Origin of the sequence: Clostridioides sp. GD02367 (genome assembly GCF_045900275.1) — a bacterium.
Taxonomy (GTDB): Bacteria; Bacillota; Clostridia; order Peptostreptococcales; family Peptostreptococcaceae; genus Clostridioides; species Clostridioides difficile_A.
This window is the reverse complement of record NZ_JBJODK010000001.1, coordinates 170,097-183,941: the sequence shown is the minus strand read 5'-3', so window position 1 is coordinate 183,941 and position 13,845 is coordinate 170,097. Positions and strand designations below refer to the sequence as shown.

Annotated in this window: 10 protein-coding genes; 8 read left to right on the top strand and 2 right to left on the bottom strand. The window is 28.9% G+C overall.

Going from position 1 to position 13,845, the window contains the following annotated elements:
• Positions 1–64: 64 nt before the first annotated feature.
• Positions 65–991 (bottom strand): carbon-nitrogen hydrolase family protein, encoded by a 927-nt coding sequence (locus Q3223_RS00705; RefSeq protein ID WP_054271424.1) that lies wholly within the window; start codon positions 989–991, stop codon positions 65–67.
• A gap of 382 nt (positions 992–1,373) precedes the next feature.
• Here Q3223_RS00705 and Q3223_RS00700 point away from each other — a divergent pair, with 382 nt between their 5' ends.
• Entirely contained in the window at positions 1,374–2,978 is a 1,605-nt protein-coding gene (locus Q3223_RS00700) for an amidohydrolase (protein ID WP_284182313.1), read from the top strand.
• Between the two features lie 200 nt (positions 2,979–3,178).
• On the opposite strand, the gene Q3223_RS00695 is transcribed toward Q3223_RS00700, so the two are convergent.
• A complete protein-coding gene (locus Q3223_RS00695; protein ID WP_054277425.1) occupies positions 3,179–3,721 on the bottom strand; it encodes a helix-turn-helix domain-containing protein in 543 nt (180 codons plus the stop codon).
• A gap of 346 nt (positions 3,722–4,067) precedes the next feature.
• Between Q3223_RS00695 and serS the strand changes: the two genes are divergently transcribed.
• From serS to glyA, 7 genes are all read left to right on the top strand, one after another.
• A complete protein-coding gene (gene serS, locus Q3223_RS00690) occupies positions 4,068–5,339 on the top strand; it encodes a serine--tRNA ligase (RefSeq protein ID WP_054277424.1) in 1,272 nt (423 codons plus the stop codon).
• Positions 5,340–5,526: 187 nt separating this feature from the next.
• The gene (locus Q3223_RS00685) at positions 5,527–7,032 is read left to right on the top strand and encodes a histidine kinase (protein WP_284182312.1); all 1,506 of its coding nucleotides are present in this window, start codon (positions 5,527–5,529) and stop codon (positions 7,030–7,032) included.
• Positions 7,033–7,145: 113 nt separating this feature from the next.
• Positions 7,146–7,844, top strand: coding sequence for a response regulator (locus Q3223_RS00680; protein WP_074180128.1), 699 nt, complete (start codon positions 7,146–7,148; stop codon positions 7,842–7,844).
• A 280-nt stretch (positions 7,845–8,124) separates the two neighbouring features.
• Entirely contained in the window at positions 8,125–9,213 is a 1,089-nt protein-coding gene (locus Q3223_RS00675) for a hypothetical protein (RefSeq protein WP_054271417.1), read from the top strand.
• A gap of 243 nt (positions 9,214–9,456) precedes the next feature.
• Complete coding sequence (locus Q3223_RS00670) at positions 9,457–10,641, top strand: M20 family metallopeptidase (RefSeq protein ID WP_219672868.1); 1,185 nt, start codon at positions 9,457–9,459, stop codon at positions 10,639–10,641.
• A 97-nt stretch (positions 10,642–10,738) separates the two neighbouring features.
• A complete protein-coding gene (locus Q3223_RS00665) occupies positions 10,739–12,241 on the top strand; it encodes an AbgT family transporter (RefSeq protein ID WP_054277422.1) in 1,503 nt (500 codons plus the stop codon).
• Positions 12,242–12,313: 72 nt separating this feature from the next.
• Positions 12,314–13,570, top strand: coding sequence for a serine hydroxymethyltransferase (gene glyA, locus Q3223_RS00660; protein ID WP_231301506.1), 1,257 nt, complete (start codon positions 12,314–12,316; stop codon positions 13,568–13,570).
• Positions 13,571–13,845: the final 275 nt, after the last annotated feature.

Genomic DNA, 13,845 nt, shown 5'->3' with positions numbered 1-13,845 from the left:
TAAGAAAAAATGAGATACCTTAAAGTTATTTAGGAGTATCTCATTTTGATTTTTATGTAAAGGATTATTCATGAACAATTAATTCAAACACATCAGGTCTTGAATAATGACCTTCTGAGTCAAAATCTAATCTACTAAGAACTATCTTTTCTAGGTCTAAATCAGCTATTAACATTTCTTCTTTATTGAAAATAGGCCCTGCTACATATTTTCCAAAAGGGTCAACTATACAGCTTCCTCCTGGACACATAATTTCTGGCTCTACATCTAATTCTTTATAGTAATTAAGGTCAGTTGGATACATATTTTTTTCAACATATTGATTACATCCAATAACATAACATCTTCCTTCTAGAGCAATATGTTTCATAGTTGATTGCCATTCTTCTCTTGAGTCTGCAGTAGGAGCTATATAAAGTTTTACTCCTTTAGCATAAAGAGCTGTTCTAGCTAATGGCATATAGTTTTCCCAACAAATCAAGCCCCCCATTTTTCCATATGGAGTATCAACTACTGTAAGAGTACTTCCATCTCCTTCGCCCCAAATACATCTTTCTGTTCCTGTAGGTTTAAGTTTTCTGTGTTTACCAATAAGTTTACCTTCTGGAGAGAAAAATAAGTTTGTGCAATAAAGAGTACAGTTTATATCATTACCATCTCTTTCTGTTATACCCATTGATAAGTATACTCCTGCTTCTTGAGCTGCTTTTCCTAATAAATCTGTTGTAGCGCTAGGAACTGGCACAGAATTATCATAGTATCTTTTCCAATCTTCTCTACCTTCCATCGTTCTACTTCCAACAACAAATCCAAATGAAAGACCTCTTGGATATGCAGGTATGAATGCTTCTGGAAAAACTACAATATTTGCCCCTTTTTTACCAGCTTCTTTAATTAATCCCAATGCTTTTTCAACTGTTTTTTCTAAGTCCATTATGATTGGTGATGCCTGAACAACAGCTATTCTTACATTTTTATTTTCTTTGTTCATAAAAAACCTCCTAAAAATATTTAAATTAGTTACTTTGAACAGATTACATCAAATAATATTTTATAAGTAGAGTATTTATATTCTGAATAATGATGCAACTGTATACTTAAAATGATACATCATGATTTGAAAAATTACAATTATGTAAAAATATCAAGTTTAAATATTCAATCTCACTATTTTATAAGACATTTTTAATAGTATAAAGACTATTAAATAGTCTTATTTATAATGAATAGTATTTACTTCTTAGCGAACAATAATTAAAAACAAAAATTTTGAATGAATAAAGTCTAAAGAAACAAATTTAATACAATATAATATAATTAAAAAGAAAACAATAAAGAAAATTTATAAAAATAGACAGTCTAAGGAGAATTTTATGAAAGAAAAAATTTATTACAATGGAAATATCATCACAATGGAAGATTCAATATGTGGAGATGCTATTCTTATAAAAGATAAAATAATAAAAAAGATAGGGATAAAAGAAGAAATACTTGCTTTAAAAAATAAAGATACAGAAATTATAGATTTAAAAGGTAAGACATTGATGCCTTCTTTTATTGATTCACATAGCCATTTGATAGCTTTTGCTACTACGCTAAAATTAATTCCTTTAGAAGATGCAACTAGCTTTAAAGATATAGTAAAAAAAATACAGGATTTCAAAGAGAAAAATAACATAAAAAAAGGTGAATGGATAATTGGATTTTCATATGATAATAATTTCTTAGAAGAAAATAGGCATCCAGATAAAGATGTACTTGATAGTGCCTCTTCAGAAAATCCAATACTAATTTCACATGCTTCTGGTCACATGGGAGTTGCAAACACTCTAGGATTAAAGCAACTTGGTGTTACTCATGAAACACAGGACCCTGAAGGTGGACATATTGGTAGAGTAGAAGGAAGTAAAGAACCAAACGGATACTTAGAGGAAAATGCATTTTTTAATGTATCATCTAAAATAAAACAACCATCACCAGATGAGATTTTTAAATCAATTGAAAAAGCACAGGACATATATCTAAGTTATGGTATTACAACAGCTCAAGAAGGTTTAATGGCAGAGAATCAGTTTAATCTTTTAAAAGCAATGGCAGGTAAAAAGAAATTAAAGATGGATATTGTAGGATATGTGGATTTGAAAAAAAGTAAGTCTATAGCAGATGCAAATAGAGATTTTGTAAAGAAATATACAGATAGATTTAAAATAGGTGGATATAAGATATTTTTAGATGGTTCTCCACAAGGTAAGACAGCTTGGTTAACCAGACCATATGAAAATTCAGATGATGATTATTGTGGATATCCTATATATAAAAATGAAGAAGTAGAGGAATTTATAAATACTTCACTAAAAGAAAAAATGCAACTTTTAACTCATTGTAATGGAGATGCAGCAGCAGACCAGTTGATAGATTCATTTGAAAAAGTTTTAAACTTAGAAGAAAAAAATAATAAAAATGATGCAAGACCAGTTATGATACATGCTCAAACAGTAAGAGAAGACCAAATCGATGATATGAAGAAAATAAGTATGATACCTTCATACTTTGTGGCTCACACATACTATTGGGGTGATATTCATATCAAAAACCTTGGAGAAGATAGAGCATTTAAGATTAGCCCACTTAAGACAACTATAGAAAAAGGTTTAACTTACACTCTACATCAGGATACACCAGTAATAGCTCCTAATATGTTTGAAACAGTATGGTGTGCTGTTAATAGAATTACTAAAAGAGGTGTGCAAATAGGAAAAAATGAAAAGATAAGTCCATTAGAAGCTTTAAAGGGTGTTACTATAAATGCAGCATATCAATATTTTGAAGAAGATAAAAAAGGTTCAATTAAAGAAGGTAAATTAGCTAATTTGATAATAATAGATGAAAACCCACTTACAATCGACCCTATGAAAATAAAAGATATTAAAGTATTAAAGACTATAAGAGAAGGAGAAGTATTATATTCTTTAAAATAGATGTAAATTGTGTGAGATTGTTACCATATAAAAATAGACTTAATTAATAAATAGGTAGAACTAAATAAGATTGTAGTTAAATCAACAATTTATTAAGTTGAAGATTTATCAGTATAATCTTATTAATTCTACCTTCTTAAATAAATATGAATTTATTGAGTTATCTATGTAGTATGTGAGATAATTAAGTAGATAATAGTCTATGAAACGATTATGTATATTACTTTACTTTCAATTTCATTAGGATTTCCCCATTTATGTCTCATGCCAAATGGAATTTTGACACTATCCCCTTCGTTTAGTTGGAATACATCATCTTCCAAGTTAAGTTGAACACTTCCTTTAAGAACATATGCTACTTCATCTCCATCATGTCCATTTTTTTCTTTACAATAAGATTTAGGAGCTAAGTTCATAATTGCAAACTCAAATTCATTAAATGGATTGCTTGATAACATTTCATATAAAATATCTTTTGAGTCTGGCAGAATTAATATTCTCCTTTGATTATTTCTAACAATTAGCTCCAGATTATCTATAGAAGGAATAAAAAAATTGACTAATGGTACATTTAAAGCATTTGAAATTGATTTTAAAAAACTTATGGATGGATTTACACTTCCTTTTTCTATTTGGCTTATTAATGAAGGTGTAACTTTAATTAATTTAGACAAGTCTTTTATACTGAGATTCTGTTTTTTTCTACATAAAGTCAATTTCTTACCTATATTTGAATTGTTCATTTAAATCCTCCTATTAAAATAAATGATTTATAAAGAATTATATCATAAGGTAAAAAAATTTATATGAAAGCGAATAATTACATAAGATTGATAAAGAAAAAGTCAAAATAGATAATTGATTAGCAAAATCGATATAATTATAATGAAGTTAATTATAGAGATAGTAATCAAAAATTAAATTATATTAATTTAATTAAATATAATTTGACAATATATAAAAAAGTGAGTAAAATATAACTAAATAAATGAAATAAAAAATATTTCTTAACCTCAGACAGAAAATATATTATCAAAATTATTTGAGATTAAGAGAGAATGTCCAATCTTAAGTACTGAGGAGGAAAAAATGCTTGATATAAAAAGAATAAGAGAAAATTTAGATTGTATAAAAAAAGCTATGGAAAGAAGGGGTGAGAAAGCCTTTAGTCTTGATGAAGTAGTTAAGTTAGATGATGAAAGAAGAAAAATTCTTCAAGAAGTTGAAGTCATGAAAAATGAATTAAATACAGCATCTAAAAATATGCCAAATCTTATAAAAGAAGGTAAAGATGTAGAAAATGAAAAGGCTAAGTTAAAAGAGTTATCTGATAAGATTAAAGTTATAGACCAAAAGCTCAAGGAAGTAGAAGATAAGATGGAATATTTGTTAATGAGAATACCAAATGTACCCCATCCAGAAGTTCCACAAGGTGAAACTGATGAAGATAATGTTGAAGTAAGAACTTGGGGAGATACTACTAATTTTGACTTTAAATCTAAAGCACATTGGGAAATTGGAACAGAACTAGGTATACTTGACTTCGAAACAGCAGGTAAAATAACAGGTTCAAGATTTACTCTTTATAGAGGATTAGGAGCTAGGTTAGAAAGAGCCTTATTAAATTTTTATTTAGACACAAATACAACAGTAAATGGATATACAGAGGTTATTCCACCATTTATGGCAAATAGAAATAGTTTTCTAGGTACAGGTCAACTACCTAAGTTTGAAGAAGATATGTTTAAAATAGAGGGATTGGACTATTTTTTAATTCCGACATCAGAAGTTCCTTTGACCAACATACATGCGAATGAAATACTTAAATTTGAACAATTACCAATAAATTATACGGCTTATACTCCATGTTTTAGGTCAGAAGCTGGTTCTGCTGGAAGAGATACAAGAGGATTGGTAAGACAACATCAATTTAACAAAGTAGAAATGGTCAAAATAGTAGCACCAGAAGAATCTTATAATGAGTTAGAAAAGCTTACTAACAATGCTGAGAATATGTTACAATTATTGAAATTACCATATAGAGTAGTAAAGATATGTACAGGTGATTTAGGATTTACAGCTTCTTTTAAATATGATGTAGAAGTTTGGATGCCAAGTTATAATAGATATGTTGAGATTTCATCTTGTTCAAACTGTGAAGATTTCCAAGCTAGAAGAGCAGGGATAAGATTTAAAAGAGATAAAGATTCTAAAGCTGAATATGCACATACATTAAATGGCTCTGGATTAGCTATTGGAAGAAGTGTTGCAGCTATATTAGAAAATTATCAACAAGAGGATGGTTCTGTAGTTGTTCCTGATGTTTTAAGACCATATATGGGAGTTTCTATTATTAAATAAGAGTAAATTATGTACTTTTAAATAATACAATAAACTAGAAGAAATTAAAAAATAATAATAAATATAAAAAAGTGTACAAACTAATGAATATTGATATAGTGAGCTATCATATGAAAGAGTATGTACATTTTTTTATTTATTAAATTTACTGAAAGATAAATAATTTACAAGTAGAAAGGAATCTTTTATGAAAATTCAAAAGACAGAGTGGGGATATATTGAATGGAAACATACTTATGATGAAAATAATCCTAAACAAGCTATGAATATATATATTGCAGTAACTATGCAAGGTAAAAAACACTTTAATCATGTTCATTATGGTCAAGAACAGATGATATATATTTTAGAGGGGGAAGGTTTGTATATCATAAATGGAGTATGGAAGCCATTTTATCAAGGGATGATTTTTTATATAGAATCTGGTAGTACACATGAAACTATAAATACAGGCGATAGACCAATAAAAGAACTTATTGTTTCAAATAATGTAAATGATGCGGGAGAGAGTGAAGTCATAGATATTAATCCTAATAAATATCTAAAGAAAACTTTGATAAATTATAGCGAAAGTACTTTAAACTTATATGCAGCAATAGAATCAATTCGTGGTCAATTTATAGACCCATTTAAAATTCCATTGATTATATATGATGATTCATGGAATATAGTTTTAAAAAATCCTTACTTTCCTTTATTTTGCTTTGAAAAATGTAATCCTATGAAATTTCCTCAAAATTGTGATTGTATGAATCGAAAAAGTAGTAACCAATTTGTATGTAAGCATGGGATAACAATATATAACATCCCAATACTGTATAAAAACAATAGTATAGGCGTCATAAGGGGTGGATATGTATTATTATCTGATTTAAACTTAGATACAACACATAGTAATTTATATGATATACCAGAAGGTGCTGCTAGAAGTATAAAACGTCTCTTAAAACAAATATCTAAAAACATAATAAATTTTTGTTCATTCAATGACATAAGAAAGGATTTGCAAGAAAAGGAGAATACTATTGCAAGAACATATCATTATGGAGAGCAACTGGAAATGAATTTAAAAGTAGCTCAAGATATGGTTACTAACCTAAGGATAAATCATCATTTTTTATTTAATACCCTAAATTCAATGGCAAGTATAGCACTTGATGATGGTAGTTATGATTTATATAGTGCAATAATAGATTTATCTAAAATGTTTAGATATACAATGAAGTCTGATTTACGCTTTGTAGAATTAGAGTCGGAAATATTATATATTAAAAATTATTTAAACTTACAGAAATTACGCTATGGAGATGCACTTAAAGTAAATTATCTTATTCCTAAGAAGCTATACAGTCTTTCTGTACCTTTTAACTTTATTCAACCTATTGTAGAAAATGCTTTTACACATGGGTTTAGAGATATTGATACGGAAAAAAGAGTAGAAATAATTGCAAGAGTAGATTCTGAGTATGCGATTATGGAAATTCATAATAATGGAACTATTTTAGAGGAAAATAGTATAGAAAAAATAAAGGCAGGTATTCGTAGTAATAATGGTCATGGATTGTCTTTAATATATACGAAGTTTACATATGCTTATGGAAATGATTTTGATATGGACATAAAGTCAAGTGATAAAGAGGGTACTTACATAATGATTAAAATTCCTATTGAAAATTGTAAGGAATATGAATAGAGCTTGTTTAAAGTTAATGAGTTTTATAAATGTTAAGAAATATATTAGATGTTTTTATGTTGTTTTATATATCTTACTTTTTTATATTATTAAGCTAAAAGGGAGGAATTCTCATGAGAAGAGCACTAATAATAGATGATGAAGAAGCTGTTTTAAAAATAATAACACATTTTATAGAAATGAAAGATATGCCGATAAAGATTGTTGGTAAAGCAACATCTGGTGATGAAGCAGTAGATAAAATAATTGATTTAGAGCCAGACATAGTGTTTATAGATATTCAGATGCCCATATATAATGGGTTAGAAGTAATAGAAAAAACATCTCACCTATCTAAAAAAATAAACTTTGTGGTAATAACTGCTTTTGATTATTTTGAATATGCGCAAAAAGCCTTGAGATTAAATGTGAAAGATATACTTCTTAAACCATTAGACATGGACGAGTTTAATAAGACTATAGAAAATATTATTGGCTATCAATATACTAATAATAATTTATTAAATGAGATACTAGAGTATATAAATTTAAATTATAGTAAGGATTTAAAACTAAATGATTGTGCTAAGTTATTTTTAACTAATCCATCTAATATATCTAGGATTTTTAAAAGTAATTTGAATACAACTTTTATATCATATCTAAATCATATAAGAATAGAGAAGTCAATTGAGTTACTTGAAAATACTACAAAAAGTATAAATGAGATTGCAGAAATGGTTGGTTATAATAGTCTAAATAATTTCTATAAAAATTTTAAGATAGAAAAAGGAATGACTCCAAAGGTCTATAAATTAAATACTAAAAATTGAAATTGATAAATAAAAAGTCAATATAGATAATTGTTTGAGAGTGTCTGAATAAGTATACTTTAATTATAGTAAAAATTAAAGCGCTTTAAACATATTTAATAATATTAAACCTTATAAAAGCTATACCTATTTATATAAAAAAATATATATAAATAAAAAAAAAGATATATAAAATAAGAAAGTAAATCAAATACTGTCCCAAAAAGACAGAATTTTCATTTAATTTACTAAGGATTTATATTTGTTGAAGAAGGTAACTTTATAATGGAGGTAATTTAATATGTCAGACAAAATGAATGTGAAAAATATTATCTGTATTGCAGGAGCTTATTTAGCAACGGCAATTGGTTCTGGATTTGCAACAGGTCAAGAAATACTCCAATTTTTTGCCTCTCAAGGGTATATGGGTCTAGTTGGAGCATTAATATCAATGGTATTATTTTCATTTCTTGGTGCTGAAGTTATAACTAGAGGTAGAGAATTAAAACTTAAGGAACCAACTAGAATTTACACTTTTTATTGTGGAAAAATTTTAGGAAAATTTTATGAATGGTTTAGCCCAATATTTTTATTTGGAATTCTTATAGTAATGATTTCAGGTGCAGGTTCAACTTTAACTGAATACTATGGCATAAATCCTTATTTGGGAAGAGTTTTAATGGCAGTAGCTACATTAATTACAGTATCTATGGGTCTAGAAAAATTAGTAGGTATACTTGGTCGTATTGGACCAGTAATAGCAGTATTTACAATTGCTGTTGGGTTAATAAGCTTATTCAAACATTTCGATGGGTTATCTATGGTTGGAGAAGCTATGAAGAATATTGAAGTTACAAAAGCATCAGGAAGTCCAATAGTTTCAGGTGTAATATATAATACATTAAATATTATTGTAATGATTGTTTTTTTAACAGGTATGGGGGCTTCTATTGAAAGTAAAAAGGATGCTTTCTGGGGAGGTCTATTAGGTGGAGTAGTATTTATGACTGCTGGAATTGTTATGTATTTAGCTATGATTTCAGATATAGGAAATCTATATATGAAAGAAATACCATCACTTTATTTAGCAGATAATATATCCCCTATTGTAGGTGTGCTTTTCTCAGTTGCACTTATATTAGGTATTTATACAACAGCTGTTCCACTTTTATGGTCTGTAACTAATAGAATAGTTGAAGATGAACACCCTAAATTTAAACTTGTAACAACAGTAATAGCTATTTTGGCTTGTATAGGTGGTTTTTTACCATTTGGTAAACTTGTAAATATTTTATATCCATATACAGGTTATATGGGACTTTTGATTTTAGTTTGTATGGTATATAAAGCAGTCACATGTAGAGAAAAATCAACACAAAGTCAGGAATAGAGGCACTAATGAATAGTTTCTAGTTAAAGAAATTTTTATATAATCTAAATTTAAAAAGTCAAAATAGTTAAATAAATTGCAAGATATGATAATATATTTAATTTAAATAATGTAGTAAAATGTAAATATAAACAAAGTTAAATTAAATTTATAAAAAATATCTTTATGAATATTAGTAACTTATATAATTTGTAGTTAAATTAGCAAAAAAATTAAAAAATAAAATTTTGGAGAGGTGTTAGTATGCATGAACTTATTTTAATCTCAGAAAAGTATAAAGAAGATATTTTAGATTTTTTTACAGATATTCATATGCACCCCGAATTAAGTTTTAAAGAATTTAGGACTACAAAAGCTATAAAAGATTTATTAGTAAGTTTAGGTATAGAGATATTAGACCTAGGAATGGAGACAGGAGTAGTAGGATTATTAAAAGGAAAATACGATGGTCCTACAGTAGCATTAAGAGGAGATATTGATGCTTTACCAATATATGAAGAGGTTGATATTGGATACAAATCAAAATATGATGGTATAATGCATGCATGTGGACATGATATACATACATCTTGCCTTGTAGGATGTGCATATGTATTGTCTCACATTAAAGATAGTCTCCATGGAAATGTAAAGTTTATATTTCAACCAGCAGAAGAAGTTAATAAAGGTGCTAAGATGCTGGTTGAACGAGGAGTAATGGAAAATCCAAAAGTTGATGCTATATTTGGTCTTCATAATCACCCAGATATACCTTGTGGAAAAGTGGGTGTTAAGTTAGGTGGATTAATGGCAGCAGTAGATACCATTAGGATAGAAGTAAATGGTTTTGGAGGTCATGGAGGTATACCAAATAGAACAATAGATCCTATAGTAGCATCAAGTGCAATTATAATGGGTATTCAAACCATAATAAGTAGAAATATAAGTCCATTAGAACCAGCTGTTATATCAATAGGTACTATAAATGGAGGAACTGCAAATAATGTAATTTCAGAAAAGGTAGATATGACAGGTACATGTAGAAGTTTTAGTAATGAAGTACGAAAGAAAATATCTGAAAATTTGGAAAATATAGTTTGTGAGATAGCTCGTGGATATCAAGCAACTGCAAAGTTAGATTATTTATTTGACCTACCAGCTGTTATAAACAGTAAAGAGATGTACACAATAGCTTGTAAGTCTGTGTGTGATTTGTATTCAGAAGATGCCATAGTTGATCCAATACCTTCTACAGGAGGAGAAGATTTCTCTATATTTATGGAAAAAGCACCAGGATTTTTTTACTGGTTAGGAGTAGGCAACAAAGAACAAGGTTGTATGTATCAGTGGCATAATCCTAAATTTAAAGCTGATAAAAATTCTATATTAGTAGGTACAAATGTACTATGTCAGTCTGTTATAAATTATATGGATAAATTTAAAAAATAAAATTTAAGCTAGAGTGTTTCTGGAGATAAAGTTTATGGGGGTGATTAGTTTGAGGAAAATTAATTCACAGGAAAAAAACAAAGATAGTGGATTATTGATGAGAGCATTAAATGTTGTAGAGAGAGCAGGAAATAAACTTCCAGACCCAGTAACCATATTTTTATTACTATGCATAATTGTTTTAATATTGTCAGCAGTTATATCTAATTTAGGAGTAGAAGAAATACATCCTTCTACAAAAGAAGTTGTAAAGGTAGTAAATCTATTAGAGAAAGAGCAGATTCAATCCTATTTAGGTAGTATAGTTACAAATTTCCAGTCATTTGCTCCATTAGGATTAGTATTGGTTACAATGCTTGGAGCAGGTGTTGCTGAGAAATCCGGATTTATGGAAGTGTTAATGAAAAAGGGGATAAGTAAAGTTCCACAAAAACTTGTAACTGTAGCAATTGTATTTGCAGGTATGTTATCACATACAGCAGCAGATGTAGGATTTATAATATTACCACCACTTGCAGCACTTGTGTTTTTAGGAATTGGAAGACATCCTCTTGTAGGTATGTTTGCAGCTTTTGCAGGTGTTGCAGGAGGATTTGCAGCAAATGTTATGCTTAGTACCACAGATGTATTGCTAGCTGGATTTACAATACCCGCAGCTCAGATGATGGATCCATCTTACCAAGGCAATCCAGCGATGAACCTTTATTTTGCTTTTATATCAGCAATAGTTTTAACTTTCGCAGGAGCATTTGTAACTGAGAAATTTATAGCTCCTCGTTTTTCAAAATATAATGATTTAACAAATAATAAGGATATACAAGAATTGAGTGAACTTGAAAATAAGGGTATAAAATACGCTTTATTGTCATTGTTAGTAGTAGTAGTAGTGATAGTTGTTTTATGTATAGGTGACAATGCATTTATGAAAGATCCAGAGACAGGTTCTATACTATCCAGTAATGCACCTTTAATGAAAGGCATAGTTCCTATAATCACTATCATATTTTTAACTCCAGGATTAGTATATGGAAAAGTAAGTAAGAAGATAAAAAACGACAAAGAATTAGTATCTATGATGGGTAGTAGCATGAGTGATATGGGTGGATATATAGTCCTAGCATTTATAGCATCCCAGTTTATTAATCTATTTAATCTTAGTAACTTAGGAACAATTTTATCAATCACAGGAGCAAAATTACTGGCAGAATCGGGGATACCTAGTTATGGATTGATAATAGGATTTATATTGTTATCCGGATTTATCAATTTATTTGTAGGAAGTGCTTCTGCAAAATGGGCTATTTTAGCACCTATATTTGTTCCAATGTTTATGCTACTAGATTTCAACCCAGCATTAACTCAAATAGCTTATCGTATTGGAGATGCTTCAACAAATCCAATAAGTCCACTTTTCCCATATTTCCCAGTTATATTAGCTTTTGCTAGAAAATATGACAAGGATATAGGTATAGGTACTGTCATATCGAATATGATTCCATACTCAGTAGTATTTACATTAATAGAAATAATAATATTATTGCTATTCATGGGTATTGGCATACCGTTAGGACCTGGTGGAGGAATATCTTACATTTTATAGACATTTATAATAAATTTATTAATAAAGATTAAACCAATAAAATATATTCTTTAATTAAGAAGGGGTGTTATTATGTTAAAAACAACAAAAATTTCAGACCCAGAGCTATATAACATTGTGGCTGGGGAATTAGTTAGACAAGAGCATAATATTGAAATGATAGCTTCTGAAAGCACAGCACCAACAGAAGTACTTGAATTAAGTGGATGTGTATTTACAAATAAAACTGAAGAAGGTTATCCAGGTGCTCGTTTTCAAGCAGGTTCTGAAGAAGCAGATAAACTTGAAACTCTAGCAATCAAACGTGCAAAAGAAGTATTTGGAGCAGAACATGTAAATGTACAGCCATATTCAGGCTCTACAGCCAATTATTGTGTATATTCATCAATATTAAAACCAAATGATACTGTTTTAAGTATGCGTCTTGACCAAGGTGGACACTTAACACATGGTAGTACAGTTAACTTTTTACATGATATTTATAAATATGAGTTTTATGGAGTAGACCCAAGTACTGGACGTATAGATTATGATGCTCTTGAAGCAAAGGCAAAAGGATGTAAACCAAAGCTGATAATTGCAGGAGCAAGTTCATATCCAAGATTAATAGACTATGAAAGAATATCAAAGGTTGCAAAAGAAGTAGGGGCTTACTTTATGGTAGATATGGCACATGTTGCAGGATTGGTAGCTGCAAAAGTAATTCCTAGCCCTGTACCTTATGCAGATTTTGTTTCTTCATCTACAACAAAAACTTTCTGTGGACCAAGAAGTGGTATTGTACTTTGCAAAGCTGAACATGCAAAGAAACTTGATAAAGGTGTTTTCCCAGGAACATTAGGTTCTATACATCTTAATACAGTTGCAGCGAAAGCCTTTTCGCTATTATACTTGAGTACAGATAAATTTAAACAAATAATGGAACAAGTGGTAGTAAATGCTCAAACATTAGCATCTGAACTTATTTCACATGGTTTTAGCATTGTAAGTGGAGGAACTGATAACCATATAGTTATGGTTGATTTAAGAAGCAAAAATCTTACAGGAAAACAATTTGAAAAAGCTCTTGAATATGTAGGAATAACAGTTAATAAAAATGTTATTCCTGATGACCCACAGTCACCATTTGTAACTAGTGGTGTTCGTATAGGTCTTACATCAATATCTCAAAGAGGCCTTAAAGAGAAAGAAGTTATACAGATAGCAGGAATAATGAATAAGGTAGCAGAAAATATTGATAATAAAGAAGTATTAGATGATTGTAAAGAGGAAGCTCAGGAGCTTATATCTAAGTTCCCATTATATCCAGAAGGGTATTTTGAAGATTAAGTATATTGATTTATATAACCCACAACTTATAAAGCCTATAACATAAAACCTAATAATATATAATTACTATAAGGGGATGCCTCAAAATAAAATTTGAATCATCTCCTTTTTTTGTATAAAATTTGTACAAAAAATAAAAACATGCTTATTGATTACTTTTAATTTATGTGATACTTGCTCTGTAAAAAAGCAAAACTAGATTATAATTGTGGCAAATAAAGGTATTATAAACACATGGTACTATAATTATAAACTAAAATAATTATTATACCAAT

Bases quoted from the DNA above. Each gene is read 5' to 3' on its own strand.
- Q3223_RS00705 (WP_054271424.1), bottom strand. From the start codon at position 991: ATGAACAAAGAAAATAAAAATGTAAGAATAGCTGTTGTTCAGGCATCA.
- Q3223_RS00700 (WP_284182313.1), top strand. From the start codon at position 1,374: ATGAAAGAAAAAATTTATTACAATGGAAATATCATCACAATGGAAGAT.
- Q3223_RS00695 (WP_054277425.1), bottom strand. From the start codon at position 3,721: ATGAACAATTCAAATATAGGTAAGAAATTGACTTTATGTAGAAAAAAA.
- serS (WP_054277424.1), top strand. From the start codon at position 4,068: ATGCTTGATATAAAAAGAATAAGAGAAAATTTAGATTGTATAAAAAAA.
- Q3223_RS00685 (WP_284182312.1), top strand. From the start codon at position 5,527: ATGAAAATTCAAAAGACAGAGTGGGGATATATTGAATGGAAACATACT.
- Q3223_RS00680 (WP_074180128.1), top strand. From the start codon at position 7,146: ATGAGAAGAGCACTAATAATAGATGATGAAGAAGCTGTTTTAAAAATA.
- Q3223_RS00675 (WP_054271417.1), top strand. From the start codon at position 8,125: ATGTCAGACAAAATGAATGTGAAAAATATTATCTGTATTGCAGGAGCT.
- Q3223_RS00670 (WP_219672868.1), top strand. From the start codon at position 9,457: ATGCATGAACTTATTTTAATCTCAGAAAAGTATAAAGAAGATATTTTA.
- Q3223_RS00665 (WP_054277422.1), top strand. From the start codon at position 10,739: ATGAGAGCATTAAATGTTGTAGAGAGAGCAGGAAATAAACTTCCAGAC.
- glyA (WP_231301506.1), top strand. From the start codon at position 12,314: ATGTTAAAAACAACAAAAATTTCAGACCCAGAGCTATATAACATTGTG.